Origin of the sequence: Aeromonas sp. CU5, assembly GCF_002586745.1 — a bacterium.
Classification (GTDB): Bacteria; Pseudomonadota; Gammaproteobacteria; order Enterobacterales; family Aeromonadaceae; genus Aeromonas; species Aeromonas sobria.
This window is the reverse complement of record NZ_CP023817.1, coordinates 4,586,112-4,603,808: the sequence shown is the minus strand read 5'-3', so window position 1 is coordinate 4,603,808 and position 17,697 is coordinate 4,586,112. Positions and strand designations below refer to the sequence as shown.

General features: G+C 58.3%; 16 protein-coding genes and 1 pseudogene. 9 read left to right on the top strand and 8 right to left on the bottom strand.

What is annotated here, in order from left to right:
* Nucleotides 1–3 precede the first annotated feature (3 nt).
* Genes asd through CK911_RS20910 form a run of 4 tightly spaced genes read left to right on the top strand, consistent with a single transcriptional unit; the run spans nucleotide 4 to nucleotide 1,820 of the window.
* The gene (asd, locus tag CK911_RS20925) at nucleotides 4–894 is read left to right on the top strand and encodes an archaetidylserine decarboxylase (RefSeq protein WP_042018621.1); all 891 of its coding nucleotides are present in this window, start codon (nucleotides 4–6) and stop codon (nucleotides 892–894) included.
* Nucleotides 891–1,175 (top strand): VF530 family DNA-binding protein, encoded by a 285-nt coding sequence (locus CK911_RS20920; protein WP_042018472.1) that lies wholly within the window; start codon nucleotides 891–893, stop codon nucleotides 1,173–1,175. Before asd ends, CK911_RS20920 begins: the two co-directional genes overlap by 4 nt.
* Complete coding sequence (locus CK911_RS20915; protein ID WP_042018474.1) at nucleotides 1,165–1,416, top strand: DUF2960 domain-containing protein; 252 nt, start codon at nucleotides 1,165–1,167, stop codon at nucleotides 1,414–1,416. The genes CK911_RS20920 and CK911_RS20915 overlap by 11 nt, the downstream gene beginning before the upstream one ends.
* A 2-nt stretch (nucleotides 1,417–1,418) precedes the next feature.
* The gene (locus tag CK911_RS20910; RefSeq protein ID WP_098972352.1) at nucleotides 1,419–1,820 is read left to right on the top strand and encodes a hypothetical protein; all 402 of its coding nucleotides are present in this window, start codon (nucleotides 1,419–1,421) and stop codon (nucleotides 1,818–1,820) included.
* A gap of 96 nt (nucleotides 1,821–1,916) precedes the next feature.
* Here CK911_RS20910 and CK911_RS20905 read toward each other — a convergent pair whose 3' ends face one another.
* The 5 genes from CK911_RS20905 to gpt form a co-directional block, all read right to left on the bottom strand.
* Nucleotides 1,917–3,206: a glutamate-5-semialdehyde dehydrogenase gene (locus CK911_RS20905; RefSeq protein ID WP_301337407.1), complete on the bottom strand. Its 1,290-nt coding sequence runs from the start codon at nucleotides 3,204–3,206 to the stop codon at nucleotides 1,917–1,919.
* Between the two features lie 82 nt (nucleotides 3,207–3,288).
* Nucleotides 3,289–4,392 carry a glutamate 5-kinase gene (gene proB / locus CK911_RS20900; RefSeq protein ID WP_042018477.1) on the bottom strand — a complete coding sequence of 368 codons (1,104 nt, stop codon included), beginning with the start codon at nucleotides 4,390–4,392 and terminating at the stop codon, nucleotides 3,289–3,291.
* Nucleotides 4,393–4,577: 185 nt separating this feature from the next.
* On the bottom strand, nucleotides 4,578–4,970 hold the full coding sequence (gene crl / locus CK911_RS20895; RefSeq protein ID WP_068977798.1) for a sigma factor-binding protein Crl: 393 nt from the start codon (nucleotides 4,968–4,970) through the stop codon (nucleotides 4,578–4,580).
* A 62-nt stretch (nucleotides 4,971–5,032) separates the two neighbouring features.
* A complete protein-coding gene (gene frsA / locus CK911_RS20890) occupies nucleotides 5,033–6,301 on the bottom strand; it encodes an esterase FrsA (RefSeq protein WP_042018479.1) in 1,269 nt (422 codons plus the stop codon).
* A gap of 152 nt (nucleotides 6,302–6,453) precedes the next feature.
* Nucleotides 6,454–6,921, bottom strand: a complete 468-nt coding sequence (gpt, locus tag CK911_RS20885; RefSeq protein ID WP_042018480.1) for a xanthine phosphoribosyltransferase — start codon at nucleotides 6,919–6,921, stop codon at nucleotides 6,454–6,456.
* Between the two features lie 948 nt (nucleotides 6,922–7,869).
* Between gpt and CK911_RS20875 the strand changes: the two genes are divergently transcribed.
* The gene (locus tag CK911_RS20875) at nucleotides 7,870–9,321 is read left to right on the top strand and encodes an aminoacyl-histidine dipeptidase (RefSeq protein WP_068977797.1); all 1,452 of its coding nucleotides are present in this window, start codon (nucleotides 7,870–7,872) and stop codon (nucleotides 9,319–9,321) included.
* Between the two features lie 89 nt (nucleotides 9,322–9,410).
* On the opposite strand, the gene djlA is transcribed toward CK911_RS20875, so the two are convergent.
* From djlA to CK911_RS20860, 3 genes and pseudogenes are all read right to left on the bottom strand, one after another.
* On the bottom strand, nucleotides 9,411–10,244 hold the full coding sequence (gene djlA, locus CK911_RS20870; RefSeq protein WP_042018483.1) for a co-chaperone DjlA: 834 nt from the start codon (nucleotides 10,242–10,244) through the stop codon (nucleotides 9,411–9,413).
* Between the two features lie 19 nt (nucleotides 10,245–10,263).
* Nucleotides 10,264–10,931, bottom strand: a pseudogene (murU, locus tag CK911_RS20865) (N-acetylmuramate alpha-1-phosphate uridylyltransferase MurU).
* Complete coding sequence (locus CK911_RS20860; RefSeq protein ID WP_098972346.1) at nucleotides 10,928–11,938, bottom strand: aminoglycoside phosphotransferase family protein; 1,011 nt, start codon at nucleotides 11,936–11,938, stop codon at nucleotides 10,928–10,930. The pseudogene murU and the gene CK911_RS20860 overlap by 4 nt, the downstream one beginning before the upstream one ends.
* A 174-nt stretch (nucleotides 11,939–12,112) precedes the next feature.
* Here CK911_RS20860 and lptD point away from each other — a divergent pair, with 174 nt between their 5' ends.
* The 4 genes from lptD to rsmA are packed head-to-tail and all read left to right on the top strand — an operon-like array spanning nucleotide 12,113 to nucleotide 17,694.
* Nucleotides 12,113–14,557 carry an LPS assembly protein LptD gene (gene lptD / locus CK911_RS20855; RefSeq protein WP_098972344.1) on the top strand — a complete coding sequence of 815 codons (2,445 nt, stop codon included), beginning with the start codon at nucleotides 12,113–12,115 and terminating at the stop codon, nucleotides 14,555–14,557.
* Nucleotides 14,558–14,583: 26 nt separating this feature from the next.
* On the top strand, nucleotides 14,584–15,882 hold the full coding sequence (surA, locus tag CK911_RS20850) for a peptidylprolyl isomerase SurA (RefSeq protein WP_042018622.1): 1,299 nt from the start codon (nucleotides 14,584–14,586) through the stop codon (nucleotides 15,880–15,882).
* Nucleotides 15,882–16,877 (top strand): 4-hydroxythreonine-4-phosphate dehydrogenase PdxA, encoded by a 996-nt coding sequence (pdxA, locus tag CK911_RS20845; RefSeq protein WP_098972342.1) that lies wholly within the window; start codon nucleotides 15,882–15,884, stop codon nucleotides 16,875–16,877. The genes surA and pdxA overlap by 1 nt, the downstream gene beginning before the upstream one ends.
* Nucleotides 16,867–17,694: a 16S rRNA (adenine(1518)-N(6)/adenine(1519)-N(6))-dimethyltransferase RsmA gene (gene rsmA / locus CK911_RS20840; protein ID WP_042018489.1), complete on the top strand. Its 828-nt coding sequence runs from the start codon at nucleotides 16,867–16,869 to the stop codon at nucleotides 17,692–17,694. The genes pdxA and rsmA overlap by 11 nt, the downstream gene beginning before the upstream one ends.
* Nucleotides 17,695–17,697 lie beyond the last annotated feature (3 nt).

Sequence of the window (17,697 nt, the reverse complement as noted above, 5' to 3'; positions counted from 1 at the left end):
AACATGAGCATTACTGACAACCTTAAAATTGCCGGTCAATACTGTTTGCCCAAGCATGCCCTCTCCCGTCTGGTCGGCAAGTTTGCGGCTGCGCAAGCCGGTAACCTGACCACCCGCGTCATCGAGACCTTTATCAAGCAGTATCAGGTCGATATGAGTGAAGCGCTGCACGAGAGTCCGGCTCATTACAAGAGCTTCAACGAGTTCTTCACCCGTGAGCTCAAGCCCGGTATCCGCCCGGTGGTTGAAGATGCCATGACCCTGGCACTGCCGGTGGATGGCACCGTCAGCCAGCTCGGCCCGATCCATCAGGGTCGCATCATTCAGGCCAAGGGCCACGACTACAGCGCCCGTGAGCTGCTGGGTGGCTATGAGGATCTGGTGGCGCCGTTCAAGGATGGCGACTTTGCCACCATCTATCTGGCACCCAAGGATTACCACCGTATCCACATGCCGCTCGATGGCGTACTCGAAAGTATGGTGTTTGTACCGGGGGATCTGTTCTCCGTCAACCCGCTCACTGCCGAGAACGTGCCTAACCTGTTCGCCCGCAATGAGCGGGTGGTCGCCACCTTCCGCACCCCGCACGGCCCGATGGCGCTGGTGCTGGTCGGTGCCACTATCGTCGCCAGCATCGAAACCATCTGGGCCGGCAACATTGCGCCGGCTAAGCAGAAAGGTGTGTGTGGGCAGAAGGAAGTGGTGCGCTGGGATTACAGCGGCGACGAAGCTATCACTCTGCAAAAAGGCGCCGAGATGGGTCTGTTCAAGCTGGGCAGTACCGTGGTCTGTCTGTTTGGCCCCGGGATGCTGGCTGGCTTTGAGTCCCACTTGACCAACGGTGTGACCACCCGCATGGGTCAACCCTTTGCCAAATTGGCGGAGCAAGCATGAGCGAGCAGCAACCCCCTGCACAGCCAGGCTCTGCGCAGAAAAACAACCCGCTGCACGGGCTGACGCTGGAAGCCATCGTCACCGCACTGGTCGAATACTACGGCTGGGAAGAGCTGGGGCAGCAAGTCAATATCCGCTGTTTCACTGAAGATCCCAGCATCAAGTCCAGCCTGAAGTTTTTGCGCAAGACCCCATGGGCACGGGAAAAGGTGGAGAGCCTCTACCTCTATGTCCAGCGCAAGCAAGCCAAATCGAAGAAGGAAGGGCCAGATGGCGTTTAAGATTACCTATACCTATAAAAAACAGGCTAAAGAGCTCGGCTACGCGAACGACAAGTTCCGCAGCATCTACGATGCCATTGCCGCTGCCGAAGGGCTGGATCTCGCCAGTTTCCACGCCATGGAGGCCCAACTGGCTCAGGTTTGTCGTCGTGACAAGAAAAGCGTGAAGGATTACCAAGAGAACTACTTCAAAGAGTTGGGATTTTCCAACATCGTCATTGAACGAGATAATCAGGAGTAACCATGCGAACCTTGACCCTGCTGACCGCCTCTCTATTATTGGCTGCCTGCAGCGCACCGGAGCAACCTATGACAGGCACTATGCCAGGCAGTGATCGCGACAGCCACGGCTGTATCGGCAGTGCCGGTTACCAGTGGTCACCATTGGCTAACCAGTGCGTGCGCCTGTTTGAACAGGGCGTACGACTCAATCCGACTGATACCAGCCAGACCAGCAGCGCCTTCGTGCTGTTCAATGCCGACCAGACGCTGGCCGAGTTGCATCTGCCCAGCGGCGAGATGCTTGCTCTGACCCGTCAGGGTGCAGAAGGCAACTGGTCCTGGCTGGGCGGCGACTACACCCTCTTCCCCTGGAAAGGTTATGTGCTCAAGTCCGGTGACAAGGTGCTTTATCAGGGGGAATAACCCCAAGGGATAGCGCACTGCGTGGTATCGGCGCGATACCAGCCAAACAAAATGCCGACCCTGTGGTCGGCATTTTTGCAGGTAAAGATGGCGTTATCAGGCGCGAATAAGATAATCAGCCTGCCCCACCCACTTGTAACTGGTAAGCTCGGTCAACCCCATGGGGCCGCGGGCATGGAGCATCTGGGTCGAAACAGCCACCTCGGCCCCCAGACCAAACTGGCCACCATCGGTAAAGCGGGTCGAGGCGTTGACGTAGACCGCCGCCGAACCGGCACCGTTGACGAAACGCTCGGCATTGGCCAAATCGTTGGTGAGGATGGCATCTGAGTGACCGGCGTTATGCTCGCGCATATGGGCCAGCGCCTCGTTCACATCCGCCACCAGCTTGACCCCCAGGGTCAATCCCAGCCACTCGGTATCGAAATCTTCCGCCCCCGCCTCGCACAGGTTGTCGGCCCCCACCAGCAGCCCCATGGCATTGGCCGCGCCGACCAGTGTTACCTTGCGTTCATTCATCAGCGTCACCAGCTGCGGTACAAAAGCAGCAGCGACTTTTTCATGTACCAGCAGGGTATCGAGGGCATTGCAAGCGGAGGGGCGCTGCACCTTGGCGTTGTCGATCACCGCCAGGGATCGCACCAGATCGGCGCTCGCGTCGACGAAGATATGGCTGATGCCAAAGCCGCCGATGATGACCGGAATGGAGCTGTTCTCCTTACACATCTTGTGCAGCCCGGCACCGCCGCGGGGGATGATCATGTCCACATAACGATCGAGGCGCAGTAACTCGCCGACCAGCGCCCGATCCGGGTTGTCGATGTACTGTACCGCCTCGGCAGGCAGGCCGGAGGCGGCCAGCGCACGCTGGATCACCCGCACCAGCTCCAGATTGGAGTGGAAGGTCTCGCGCCCGCCGCGCAGTATGCTGGCGTTGCCGGTCTTGAGGCAGAGGCTGGCGATATCAATGGTAACGTTGGGGCGCGCCTCGTAGATGACGCCGATGACGCCGATGGGTACACGACGACGGGAGAGCCGCAGGCCGTTCTCCAGCACCCGGCTGTCGATCTCTGCGCCAACCGGATCATCCAGGGTGATCACCTTGCGCACATCGGCCACAATTCCGGCCAGCCGGGCCGGATTGAGCAGCAGCCGATCCAGCATCGCCTCGGAGAGGCCCGCCTCACGGCCTGCCGCGATATCCTTATCGTTGGCCGCCAGGATCTGCTCGCTTCGCGCCTCCAGCTCGTCGGCGATGGCGGCCAGCGCCCGATTCTTCTGCGCCGTACTGATGGTGGCCAGCTGATAGGCGGCTTCACGGGCCGCCTGCCCCATTTTCTCCAGACTCATCTCAGTTCCCTTTTGTTCATGCCGTGCCGCCCTGATTAGAGCAGCACCATATCATCCCGGTGGATGGCCCACAGACCCCGTAGCCATCGTTGGCTCTGGGCTAGTAGTACAAACCCACTCAGAGCAGCACCATGTCGTCTCGATGGATCGCCACTGAACCATATCCATAGCCCAATACCTGCTCAATCTGATCCGAGTGAACACCGCGCAGCTTCTCCAGCTCCAGATGGTCGTAACGGCAGATGCCGCGGGCCAGCTCAACCCCCTTGGGATCGAGAATGCGCACCACATCGCCCCGGATGAAGTCACCCTTGACCGCGACTATGCCCTTGGGCAACAAGCTGGAGCCTTTCTCCTGAATCGCAGCAACAGCCCCCTGATCCACATGCACTTCACCGTGAGGCGGTGGACCAGCCAAAATCCAGCTCTTGCGCCCTTCCAGCGGCGAAGCCAACGCCGGGAACAGGGTGCCGATCCGCTCGCCCTTGGCGAGACGACCAATCACCTCCGGCATCTGACCGGTAGCAATCACCACGTTGACACCGGCGCGACGCGCCACATCAGCAGCCTGCAGCTTGGTGGCCATCCCGCCGGTGCCGAGGCCGCTGACGCTGTCGCCCGCCAGCGAGCGTAGGGTATCGTCGATGGTCTGCACCTCTTCGATCAGCTGGGCATCGGGATTGGTTCGGGGATCGGCGGTAAAGAGTCCCTTCTGGTCGGTGAGCAGGATCAGCAGATCCGCATCCGCCAGAATGGCAGCACGGGCAGATAGGTTGTCGTTGTCGCCCACCTTGATCTCGGCGGTCGCCACCGCATCGTTCTCGTTGATTACCGGAATGATCCGGTGATCAAGCAGGGTGCGCAGGGTGTCACGGGCATTAAGGTAGCGCTCCCGATCTTCCAGATCAGCGCGGGTCAGCAGCATCTGGCCGATATGCACGCCATAAAGGTTAAACAGATCCTGCCATACCCGAATCAGCTGGGTCTGGCCGACTGCCGCCAGCATCTGCTTGTTGGGCAGGGTTGGCGCCAGTGGCGGGTGGCCCAGATGTTCACGCCCGGCGGCGATAGCCCCTGACGTGACGACCACGACCCGATGGCCGTGACGGTGCAAGGCCGCACACTGTCTGACCAACTCGACCATATGGGCACGATTGAGCTGGGAAGACCCCCCGGTGAGCACGCTGGTGCCCAACTTGACGACTATGGTTTTGTTTTCCATGGGAGCATAAAGGCTAAAAAAGTAAGGAATATCTTTATACCCACGGCCATGGTGGCCTGCAAGGCAATTAACGCCGGGGCGAGGGGATACGGGAAAATGCGCGGCTCAGGTGGCTCGCAAGGTTGGACGAATGGTTAGCTGATAGCCCAGCGAAAGGGTCTGTTCTCCTCGCCGGGCATCAGGATTCAGGCAGCGGTCACTGTCAATTCATTGGTGACCTGCTCAGCGGGTGCTAACTGGCACTCCAGAGCCGCCAACTTGTCACTGATGAGCTTGTAGAAGCGGTTAAGGGTTCGGTCAACTTCCGCCTGATGCTTCTTGGGGATCGCCTTATTGATCCACTCACCCTCGGCATTGTAGAAACCGAGCTCATAGTGGTAACGGAAATGGTGATCGTCCTGCTCCAGCACCAGCCACCAGCCCCAGAACTCCCGTTTGTCCGGCGCCGGTTTGGCACTAACGCAAACGGAAAGGCTGTCAAAACGGTAGCGCCCCTCTTCGCAGAGATCCTCACGCAAATAGGGGCCGATAGCCGCAAACTGCCTCAGCAGCCGCTTGTAGGTCACTCTTTCAGACATGTTAACCTCCCTGTTAAACAAGCCACGCCATCTTATGAGGGCGTCAGTTTTTTAGCGCAATGTCAGGTACACAAATGTTGCTTCAACCACTCGACGATTTCGTCCAATGCCTTGTCATACACCTCCAGCAAAGGCTGTTTATCGAATACGATGGCCTTGCCATTACGGCTGGCTGCCGCCAATGCCCGTACATCCTGCTCGGGACAAATAAAATCTTTCTTGTGTCCGATACTTAATATCGGCACCGAGGTGCGAGTCCCCAGTAATCCTTGGGTTTTAAGTGAAAATACCTGGCACTTGGTGCGCATGTCATCCCACTTCGCCGCATCGGCCCCCAACCGGTTAGCCAAGCTATCACGCATCATGCGTGGACACTTGGTAAACAACTCCTGATTGGTAAATAACTGATTGACCCCGGCCCCGACACAGACCACGGTGCGCAGTTTGAAGGGTTCGATAAAGGCCAGCCGGGCTGCAACATTGCCTGCCAGCCGAAAACCGACCATGGCAATACGCTGGTGATCGACCCAGGCTACATCGGATAGATGGTGCAGTACTGCCTGGTGGAGACGACTGGTGTCTTGTACCAGCGGCCAATGCTCGGCATAGCCGATCCCCGGCATATCGAGGGAGAGCATGCCGATGCCGTTGGGCTCCAGCCGCTTGAGATAAAAGTTGAGAAAATCGAGCTGCAGGGAGTCGATCCCCCCGCTGATGATCACCAGCGGCACCGGTTTGTCAGTGGTCGGCAGATGGAGATAACCCTGAATATGCTTGCCGCGAAATGGCACCTGGATCTCTTTGAGCGGCACTTTGAACAGTCTGCCTGCCTCACGATAGGCCATGTTGCCAAGCAACTGGGCCTGATCTGCCAGTTCGTCATCTTTCAGGTGGGGGTAGCTGGCGATGGAGTAGTAACGCACTGCCTTCAGCAGCTGTTTGAGCGCCCCCTTGGGGTCGCCTTGCTCACACAGTTCACGGCCTCGCTTGAAGTAAGTCCCGGCCAACTGGCTCCACTCATAGATCCAGTTGCCAGGTACGTATCCCTTGATGGTATCGAGATAGCAGTCGTGCGTACGCTCACCGGTTGCCATGGCAATCTGGGCCAGGGTTTGCTCTACTTCGACAGGATTGGCGCCCTGCCAAGCCCAGGAAGGACGGCGTAACAGACGATACCAGCTCTTTGACATGGAGCCGTCGATAAACATCTGGTCTAACTGGGCCTCAGCCACGTCAGCCACACTGGAGTTGGAAATCTCGGATGTTTCCAATACCTTCTTGACGCGGGTAAATAACTTGTCAGTCAGGTTTAGGTCGTCGTTCAAGTCCAAGATGATGTCCCATTAATAATCAGGCAATGGGACATCTTAACCACTTTTAACGCCGATCAGCCACCCCGTAACAGATTGATACACAAAAAACTGGGCCCCAAATTGGAGCCCAGTGTAACCATAACTGTGAAATCCGACACACTAACGTGGCGTTACTCTTCTTCACAAATCGGCGTGGTGAACTCCAGCGCCATATCCCACGGCTGTTCGATCCAGGTGTCCTGCGGGATGGCCACTTCGAAATCGTCCAACAGCGCCTCACCCATCGGCTTGGCGAAGATCGCGATGAACTTGGCTTTCGGGTAAAGATCGCGAATTGCCTTGGCGGTAGTACCGGTATCCACCAGATCTTCCACTATCAGCCAACCTTCACCATCACCGGCAGTCGTCGCACCTTTGACCACTACCAGCTCGCGCTGGCTGTTATGGTCATAGCTGGAGATGCAGAGGGTTTCTACGTTACGGATGCCAAGTTCACGAGCCATCAGGGCTGCGGGTACCAGACCACCACGGCTGACCGCGATGATACCTTTCCACTGGCTGACAGGCAGCTGACGACGGGCCAGACGGCGAGCTTCACGTTGCAGGTTATCCCACGACACATAGAACTTTTTCGGCATGTTATCTATCTCGAATAGTTATATAAAAACAATGACTTAAAGCAAAATCTCCGCTGGAAATCTTTCGGAGATCAGAAAATGTGGCTGGCGCTCAACTGAATTCAGATTGCACTTCGGCTGCCTCAGGGCTAAGCCTCGGCAGCGGATCTGGATACAATGGAAGCAAAACTGACATATCCGGCGATCGACTAGAGAGAGAGTGCCGAAACCGCGGACAAGCTGTTGGGCCGAGATGATAGCACCGTTTGCAGAGAAAATGCCTGGCAAACGTATGCCAAAAACAGGAAAAATCGGCATCACCCTCTCCATTCGGCACATCCAGAGAGCCAAACGGCCAACCTGTCGCCCCTGCTGATGACACCAAAAAGGGCACAGCGGTAAATCGCAGATAAAAAAATAGCAGGGGGAGGTTTGACCTCACGCACCTGCTGCTTTCTCGTCCCCGCCTAATCAGGCTGCTCGTCTTAGCGACGAGTGACGAAGGGGTTAGGGTAGCTGAAACCCTGGGTATACAAAGAAGGGGCAAACCAATAGGTTGAGTTGCTGCCTGGCATATTAAAACTCCTGATTGCTTAACAAGTTACGTACCTTTATGCGGGCTCAAATCCTTGAACGAACACTCGGTTCCATGGAGGCGCACTTGCTTTGCTTCGGTTCCCTGGAGGCTTTCATCGTCATCCTGACGGGTGGCGAACCACGGGAGCTAATGTACCAGTCGACACCGTAAATTCAACTTTTTTGTGAGATCGGTCACAAAATTTCTTTTGCACCACTCAGCATCGCTCTAACCTGACGATCGTACTGTCCTGTTGTCATACACCAGCACAATCAGCCTGCGATTTGCGCTGACGGCTCACATTTTTGTGCGATTGACTGTATTATCGTTAGCCTCTTCCTCGGCCCGCTGATGGGGCCCTGTTTTTTTCCGTGCTGGTAAGGAGTCCCGACGTGGCACAACTAAGTTCCTTGACCCCCCAACTGATTTGGCATTTCTTCGAACAGATCTGCTCCATTCCCCACCCTTCCAAGCATGAAGCCAAACTCAGTGCCTGGATCATCCAATGGGCCCAGGGGGAAGGGCTGACCGTCAAGCAAGATAACGTCGGCAACATCATCATCAAGAAGCCGGCCACCCCGGGCATGGAAAACCGCAAAGCCGTGGTGCTGCAAGCCCATATCGACATGGTGCCGCAGGCCAATGCCGACACCAAACACGACTTCGCGACCGACCCTATCGATGCCTATATAGATGGTGAGTGGGTCACTGCCCGTGGCACGACTCTGGGTGCCGACAACGGCGTAGGCATGGCAGGCTGTCTGGCGGTGCTGGCCGACAAGACCATCAAACACGGCCCGCTGGAAGTGCTGCTGACCACCGACGAAGAGACCGGCATGACCGGCGCCTTCGGCCTCGAAGCAGGCTGGCTGGAAGGCGAAATTCTACTCAACACCGACTCCGAAGAAGATGGCGAGGTCTATATGGGCTGCGCTGGCGGTGTGGATGCCAATATCCGCTTCCCGCTTGAACTGGTTGACGCCAGCGAAGGCGAGGCTGTCGAGCTGGCGGTCAAAGGGCTGCGTGGCGGCCACTCTGGTTGCGACATCCATCGCGGCCGTGGTAACGCCAACAAGCTGCTGGTGCGCCTGCTCAAAGCAGCCGAGCCGCTGGGCATCCGTCTGGCCGAGATCCACGGCGGCACCCTGCGCAACGCCATCCCGCGCGAAGCCCGCGCCACCCTGCTGGTGCCCGCTGCCAGCGTGAGCGAGTTCAATGCCTTGGTTGACCGCTACACCGGTATCTACCAGACCGAGCTGGCCGCAACCGAGCCAAACCTGACCCTGCTGGTCAACAGCGCAGCCAAACCGGCCAAGCTGATGAGCGTCTCTCTGCAACAACGCCTGCTGGATGCCCTGCTGGCCTGCCCGAACGGCGTGATGCGCATGAGCGATGCCATGCCCGGCGTGACCGAAACCTCTACCAACCTGGGGGTCATCAAGACTCAGAATGGCGAAGTGTACGTCCAGTGCCTGATCCGCTCCCTGATCGACTCCGGCCGCGAGAGCATCGAGCAGATGACCCGCGCCCTGTTCACCCTGGCGGGTGCCAGCTGCGAATTCACCGGTGCCTATCCGGGTTGGGCGCCGAACGTGGACTCCCCCGTCATGGCGCTGGTACGGAGCAGCTACCAATCGCTGTTTGGCACCATGCCCAACGTGATGGTGATCCACGCCGGTCTCGAGTGTGGTCTGTTCAAGAGCGCCTATCCAAAGTGGGACATGGTCTCCTTCGGCCCGACCATCCGTGGTGCTCACTCCCCTGACGAAAAGGTGCACATCCCGGCAGTCGAGCGTTTCTGGCAACTGCTGGTGCACGTGCTGGAAGCCATTCCGGCCAAATAACCCGGCCGACGCCACACGGCAAAACAAAAGCCCCGCACTGCTGCGGGGCTTTTTATTGTCTGCTGGGCTGATATGACAGGCTGCAGCGCTTAACGAATGCCGCGCGCCTCGCGGATCCACTCCCAGGCTTGCTGGATCTCCTGGGTCTTCTCCTTGGCCATCTCCATCATCTCCGGTGGCAACCCTTTGGCGGCCAGCTTGTCCGGGTGGTGCTTGCTCATCTCCTTGCGGTAGGCGCGCTTGATATCCTGATCGCTGTCGCTTTCGCTCACCCCCAGCAGCTGGTAGGCATCCTTGAGCCGATCCGCAGAGGGCGCCTCCTGACGATACTGCTGACCACCCGCCCCACCGCCCTGATATTGACCATGAGAACGATTGAAGAAGTTCATCTGCGCTTCGGCCATCGCCAGAATGCGGGCCAGCTCGATGCGGCTGAAACCCAGCTCGTCGGCGATGGTGTGGAGAATGGCGCGCTCGCCCTCCTCTACCCGCCCGTCAGCAAAGGCAGCCTGTAGCTGTACCTCGAGGAAGAAGCGCAGTATATCGCGCTGCCCCAAGCTGGCGCGACGGAACTCGGCCAGCGTTTCCCGCAGCGGAAAATCGGCCTCTTTACCGAGGCGAAACGACTCCTGCGCCCGGGCACGCTGATCACCGGCCAGCCGCATCCGATCCATCAGGTTGGAGGCAACCCGGATCTCATGCTCGGTTACCTGACCGCTCGATTTGGCGATGTGGCCCATGACTGAAAAGGTGGCATGAAAAAAGACTGCTTGTTGTTGCGGGTTCGGGCCGCGACGAAACGCCCCTTGCAGCCCCATACCCCGATCAAAACGGTGGCCGATCCACAGACCAATCAGGGCGCCAATGATATTGCCGAGCAGAAAACCGAAGAAGGCGCCCAGCACCTTACCCCAAATACGCATGGTTCAAGACCTCTTGATGTTAATGAGTGCGAGCCTGGAGCTGGTCGTCCAGCTCGCGCAGTCTCTCGACCGTGCCAATATCGCGCCACTCGCCAGCGAGCAAGCTGCCGCTCACTCGCCCTTGTGCCATCCACTCCCGCAGCAGCGGCGCCAGCTTGCGCGCGCCGCCAGCGAGACCGGCAAAGGCCGCCGGATCATATAGCCCGACCCCGCTGAAGGTAAATGCTGGCGTATCCATGACTCGCCCTTCTTGCAGGGCAAAGTCGCCGGTCGGGTGTTGGGGAGGATTGGGCACCAGCCAGAGATGGGCCAGATCATCGCCAAGGGGCTGGCTAACCAGAGTCCGATAATCGACATCGAGCCAGGTATCGCCGTTGATCACCAGAAAAGGTTCTGCGCCCAGCAGCGGCAGCGCCTGCACGATGCCGCCAGCGGTCTCCAGCGCACTCTCCTCGGCCGACCAGTGGATGGTCACCCCAAGCGCACTGCCATCACCAAGGGTCTCAACCAGCTTGTGGCCGAGCCAAGCGTGGTTGATGACCATTTCGGTCACGCCAGCGGCTTTGAGCTTGTCGATGTGATGGACGATGAGCGGCTTTCCCCCACCGCCAAGAGCGGTTTGGGCAGCAGGTCGGTCAGCGGGCGCATCCGCTCGCCCCGGCCAGCGGCCAGGATCATCGCCTTCATGGTTTAACTCCAGCGTTGGCCATCCCGGGCAACACCACCTGCTCCAGCCACTGACCAAAGCGGGCCAGCACCGGATAGGCGCTACCGTGAGTGCGACAGACATCCACCACGTAGCCGAGGGTGCGGGGAATATCCTTGAGATAGCCGGACTTGCCATCGCGGTGATAGAGCCGGGTAAAGATTCCGGCCGCTTTGAGGTGGCGCTGCATGCCCGTCAGGTCGGCATCACGACGGAAACTGGCATAATCGAGCTCGCCAAGCAGACCCGCCTGTTGCAGGGTGGCAAAGCCGTGGCGCATCCCTTCATCGATCACCTCGTCCGGCCAGCGTACGTAGCAATCTTTGAGCAGGGAGACCAAGTCATAGCTAAGGGGCCCGATCACCATGTCCTGAAAATCGATGATGGCAAGGGTGCTGCTCTCGGGGGTATCACCGCCACACACCATCAGGTTGCGACTGTGGAAATCCCGGTGCATCACCCCCTGCGGCTGGGCCAGATTGCAGGCTGTGAGGCAGGCAAAGGTCTCATCCAGCAACAACTGTTCTTCATTGCTCAGGGTCAGTTGCAGATGATGCCCCAGCAGCCACTCGGGGAAGATGCTGTTTTCTCGCGCCATAAAGGCCGTGTCGAACGGCTCAAGCACCAGGTCGACCGCCCCCAGTCGGGGCAACAGATCAATGGCTTTGCCATACCAGGCCTGCACCGTTTGCGCGTTCAGACAGCTGATCAGCTGGGTATCGCCAAGGTCGCTGACCGCCAGCAAGCCCTGTTCGTAATCCACCGCTTTTACTGCTGGCGCCAGTAGCTGACGCGCAAGCAAAGCGGCTGAATTACGCACAAACTCATGATTTTTTTCGGTTTTAGGATTGGCATCCACCCATACAAGACCACCACCACGGGAGTAGCGGCGGAAGCTGGCATCACCGGAAATAAGGGTCAACTGAAGGTTGGCATCACCAGAAACATGGCGTGCCCACTGCAATAGCAGGGAATCGCGATCGTGCATAAGTCGAGGACCAAGGTGGAAAGCAGCACTTGGCTGTTAGCCCTGGCTGCAATAATGCTTTATCATTGCCGGCTAACATAAAGCAATGACATGCAATGTCAACTCGATGAAACCTGTCGTAAAATGCATGCCTTGGATCAACCGTATCTATCACGGATTGCACGAGTCTTTCACATGAAAAAATGGACACTGGGGTACGGCTATCCCATCGCCCTGACTATCAGCCTGGCACCCGCCCTGACATCCATGATGGTACAGGCGGCACCGTTCGATCCGCCGCCAGCCACCGGGATCCTCGATAGTCTCTGCTATGACTATGTTCCCAAAATCGTGAAGCCTGCATCTGATCAGGAGGCCAACGCGCAGCCCGTAGAGGTAGATGCCGACCGTCTCGAGGCCAAACAGGGCGGCACCGCCGTCTACGAAGGTGACGTCAAGGTGCGTCAAGGCGTTCGCAAGTTTGACTCCGACTATGCCCAGCTCGATCAGAAGAGCCGGGATGTCATCGCCATCGGCAACATCTATTACAACGACGGTCAGGTGACCGTCACCAGCGACAAGACCCTTAAATCCAACCTCAATACTAAAAATTCCGAGCTGGAAGAGGGCAATTATCAGGTGCATGGCTCACCGGTGCGCGGCTTTGCCAAGCGCGTAGTGATGACCAACAACAATCAGAACATCACCATGGAGGGGGCCCAGTACACCACCTGCCCCCCCGGTCAGGAAGTGTGGACCCTCAAAGCGGGCAGCATCGATATCGACCAGAAAGAGGTGTTCGGTGAAGCCTGGAATGCCAGCCTCTGGCTCTATGACTATCCGGTGTTCTACTTCCCGTACATCAACTTCCCCATCAAAGATGAGCGCAAGACCGGTCTGCTCTACCCGGGTTACAAGCAAAGCTCCAGCAACGGCATGGAGATCACCCAGCCATTTTATTGGAACATTGCCCCCAACTACGATGCCACCATCACCTCCCGCTTTATGGACAAGCGCGGCCTGATGGAGCAGGTGGAGTTCCGCTACATGCCGGACCCCGCCCATACCGGCACCCTCTATTTTGAAAATCTGGCGGATGACAAGCAGTACACCCCGAGCAACCAGAGTCTGGCTGGCCTGTCCGATGGCCATCGCTACCTGATGAACCTACGTCATGGCTCTGCCCTGATGGATGGCTCCCTGCGCTTTGGCATCGACTACACCCAGGTGCGGGACAAGGACTACAACTACTTCAACGACTTCAGCCCACAAGTGGGCACCCAGGTCGACAGCCAGTTGCAACAATCTTTTACCGCTGGCTACTACCAGCACAACTGGAACCTCACCTCCGAGGTGCGCCGCTACCAGATCCTGAGTCCCTACGCGCTGCTGCCCCACGAGATGCTGCCCCGTATCGACTACAACTACTACCAACAAGGGAAATGGTTCGATCTGGCCTGGAACAGCGAGCTGACCAAGTTTGGTTACGACAGCGGCAGCGCCAGTGCCCAGCAAGCCGGTGAGCGCTACACCGCCACCCGTTTGCATCTGGCACCGACCCTGACCGTTCCATTGGTGGACGCGCCGGGTTACTACCTCACCAGCCAGTACAAGCTGATGTTTACCTCCTACAACCAGGAGGTGCCCAAGGATCTGGTCGCCACGGATCGCAGCCGCTTCACCGACGCGGATACCAAGCAGTTAACCCTCAAAGACGGCACAGTTACCCGTACCTTGCCCTCCTTCCGTCTCAAAGGGGGGGTCAACTTCGACCGCCCGCTCAACTGGTATGATGGCAAGGGGACCCAGACGCTGGAGCCCGAGTTCCAGTATCTCTATGTTCCCTATCGGGATCAGGATGATATCGGGATCTATGACTCCACCACCACCCGTCAGGACTACTACAGCCTGTTCAGCGATCGCCGCTACGCCGGTCTCGACCGTATCAGCGATGCCAACCGGATCACCGTTGGCCTGACCAGCCGGGTCTATGACAATGTGGGTGATGAACGGTTACGTCTGGCGGTGGCTCAAGCCTTCGAGATGACGCCGCCCAAGGTGCGCCTCTACCCGTCCGACCCAGAGAGCACCAACTCTCGCTCCCTGCTCTCCTTCGAGGGGGATGCCCGCATCACCGATGAGTGGTTTGCCCATGCGGGTACCCAGTACGACACCTCGGAAGGGGAATTCACCGCCGGTAACAGCGCAGTGGAATACCGGACTGGCAAGCTGACAACCCAGCTCAACTACCGCTATATCAAGGATGGTAACCGGGACTACAGAGACCCCAACAACCCGGCCCTTACCGAAGATCTGAGCCAGGCGGGTTTGGTGATGATGGCACCGATCGCCGATCAGTGGCAGATGTATGGCGGTTACTATCGTGATATCAAGCAGGATGTGAACATTGACCGGATGATTGGTGTCAAATATGACTCCTGCTGCTGGAGCATCAATATGAGTCTGGAGTGGCATAACCAGCCAGATAACATCACCCTGCAACCCACCTCGGAAAAAGTCATTGGTCTGCAGTTCGAGATGAAGGGACTTGGCAGCGTAGGTACCGGTGGCCGCAGCGTCACCATGGATACCGAGCTGTTGCCCTATGTTCGCCCGTTTAATCTGAAAGACCAGCAATGATGCTGGTCCAGCCTTGAGAGATGGATATGAAAAAGACCCTGATTGCCCTGCTGACCGCGGGAATGTTTGGTGCCATGAGTCAGGCTGCCCTGGCGGCGCCCGAGCTGATGGACAAGGTACTGGCCGTGGTCAACAAGGACGTGGTGCTGTCCAGTCAACAGGACGCACTGGTCAACAAGGTAAAACTCTCCGCTCAGGAGAGCGGCCAATCCCTGCCTGACGATGCCACCCTGCGCAAACAGGCGCTGGATCGGCTGATCCAGGAGAGCTTGCAGTTGCAACTGGCGGATCGTCAGGGACTGAAAATCAGTGATACCCAACTGGAGCAAGCCATTCAGGGGATCGCGGCCGATAACAAAATGACCCTGGAGCAGCTGCGTGCTCAACTCGCCCGTGAAGGGATGACCTATGCCCAGTATCGGGAAGAGGTGCGCCGCGAGATCCTGATGAACGAGGTACGCCGCAATCAGGTTCGTCGTCGCATCAACATCTCCGAACAGGAAGTGAAGCAGGTGGTCGAGGTTCTGAAAAAACAGGGCCAACAGCAGAACGAATATCACGTCGGTCATATCCAGATTGCCCTGCCGGACAACCCCACCGCTGCCCAGCTGGATGCCGCCAAGAGCAAGATTGACCGAATTCTGGCCGCCCTTAAACAAGGTGCTGACTTCCGCAAGCTGGCCATTGCCGAGAGTAATGGCCCCAAGGCGCTGGAAGGGGGGGACTGGGGCTGGATGAGCCCACAAGAGATGCCGACCCTGATGGCCGAAGCGGTACAGGGCGCCAACAAGGGTGACATCGTCGGCCCGCTGCGCTCCGGTGCCGGCCTGCACATCGTCAAGGTGTTCGACACCAAGGGTCAGCAGCAAGTGATGCAGACCGAGGTGAAGGCCCGTCACATCCTGATCAAGCCCTCCATCATCCTGAGCGAAGAGAAAGCCAAGGGAATGCTGGACGGCATTCTGCACGATATCAAAAGCGGCAAGGCCAGCTTCGCCAGCATGGCAGAGAAGCACTCCGAAGATCCGGGCTCTGCGGTGCAGGGCGGCGAGCTGGGCTGGTCTGATCCCAATGTCTACGTGCCGGAATTCCGCGACATGGTCAACCGCCTGCAGCCAGGCCAGATCAGCGCCCCGTTCCGTACCAGCCATGGCTGGCACATCGTTCAGGTGGAAGATCGCCGCAGTCAGGATGCCACCGACAAGGCGCAGGAGCAGCGCGCTTACCAGCTGATCTACAACCGCCGCTTCGTGGAAGAGTCCCAGGCATGGCTGGATGAGCTGCGTGACGAGGCCTACATCCAGATCGAAGGCGCCAGCAGCTGATGAGCTGCCGTCGTCTTGCCGTTACCCCGGGCGAACCGGCCGGGATCGGCCCGGATCTGGTGCTGCAGATTGCCCAGCAGGATTGGCCCCACCAGTTGGTGGTGATCGCCGATCCGGCGCTGCTGCGCGAGCGGGCGGCCCTGCTGGGGCTCAGCGTCGAGCTGGAGCCCTATGACGCAACCGCCCCTGCCCGCCCCCAGCGGGCGGGCACCCTGACAGTCTGTCCGGTCACACTCGGCGCCCCCGTGGTGCCGGGTGAACTGAACGAAGGCAATGGTGCCTATGTGCTGACGACCCTGCAACGAGCCTGTGACGGTAACCTCAGCGGTGAATTTGCCGCCGTGGTGACCGGACCGGTACACAAGGGGATCATCAATCAGGCCGGGGTCTCGTTCAGCGGTCACACCGAATTCTTTGCCCAGCAGTCCAATACCGCAGATGTGGTGATGCTGCTGGCAACCGAGGGGCTGCGGGTCGCACTGGCAACCACTCACATCCCCCTCGCCTACGTGGCGATGGCCATTACCGAGGATCGCCTCGGCAAGGTGATCAGGATCCTCAACGGGGATCTCACCACCAAGTTTGGCATCGCCAAACCCCGAATTTACGTCTGCGGTCTCAATCCCCATGCCGGGGAAGGTGGCCACCTCGGACGTGAAGAGATTGACGTGATCGAACCCGCTCTGGCCAATCTGCGCCTAGAGGGTATCGATCTGGTCGGCCCATTGCCGGCCGACACCCTGTTCCAGGAAAAATACCTCAAGGATGCGGATGCGGTACTCGCCATGTACCACGACCAGGGACTGCCGGTGCTCAAATACAAGGGCTTTGGCAGTTCGGTCAATATCACTCTGGGGCTTCCCTTCATCCGCACTTCGGTGGATCACGGCACCGCACTGGATCTGGCAGGCAAAGGCCTGGCGGACTCAGGCAGTCTGATCACCGCGATTAACCACGCCATCAAGATGGTAGAGAAAAAAAGATATGAGCAGTAAGGTGCAGAGCAATAAAGTGCATATGGGTCACACCGCCCGTAAGCGATTCGGTCAAAACTTCTTGCACGATCGCTATGTGATCGACCAGATCGTCGCCGCCATCAACCCGCAACCGGGTCAGAATCTGGTGGAGATCGGTCCGGGTCTGGCTGCGCTGACCGAGCCGGTCGCCTCCCAGATGGACAAGATGACAGTGGTCGAGCTTGACCGGGATCTGGCGGCACGCCTGCGCGAGCACCCGACTCTCAAAGACAAGCTGACCGTCATCGAAGCCGATGCCATGCGTTTTGACTTCGGCACCCTGATGGGTGAAGGCAAAGGGCCGCTGCGGATCTTCGGTAACCTGCCCTACAACATCTCCACTCCGCTGATCTTCCACCTGTGCGAGTTCGCCGACCGGGTTGAAGACATGCACTTCATGCTGCAAAAGGAAGTGGTATTGCGGATGTGTGCCGGTCCTGGCAGCAAAGCCTATGGCCGCCTGAGCGTAATGGTTCAGTACTACTGTCAGGTAGTGCCGGTGCTGGAAGTGGGCCCGGGTGCCTTCAAACCCGCCCCCAAGGTCGACTCTGCCGTAGTGCGTCTGATGCCGCACAAAAACCCGACCATAGTCGCCAAAGACATTCGTTGCCTGAGCCGCGTCTGTACCGAGGGCTTTGGCCAGCGTCGCAAGACCATCCGCAACAGCTTCTCCAACTTCATTACCGACGCCCAGCTGACCGAGCTTGGTATCGATGGCAACCTGCGTCCGGAGAACCTCTCCCTCGAGCAGTTTGTCATGATCGCCAACTGGCTGGCGGATCAGCAACAGGCCTGATCC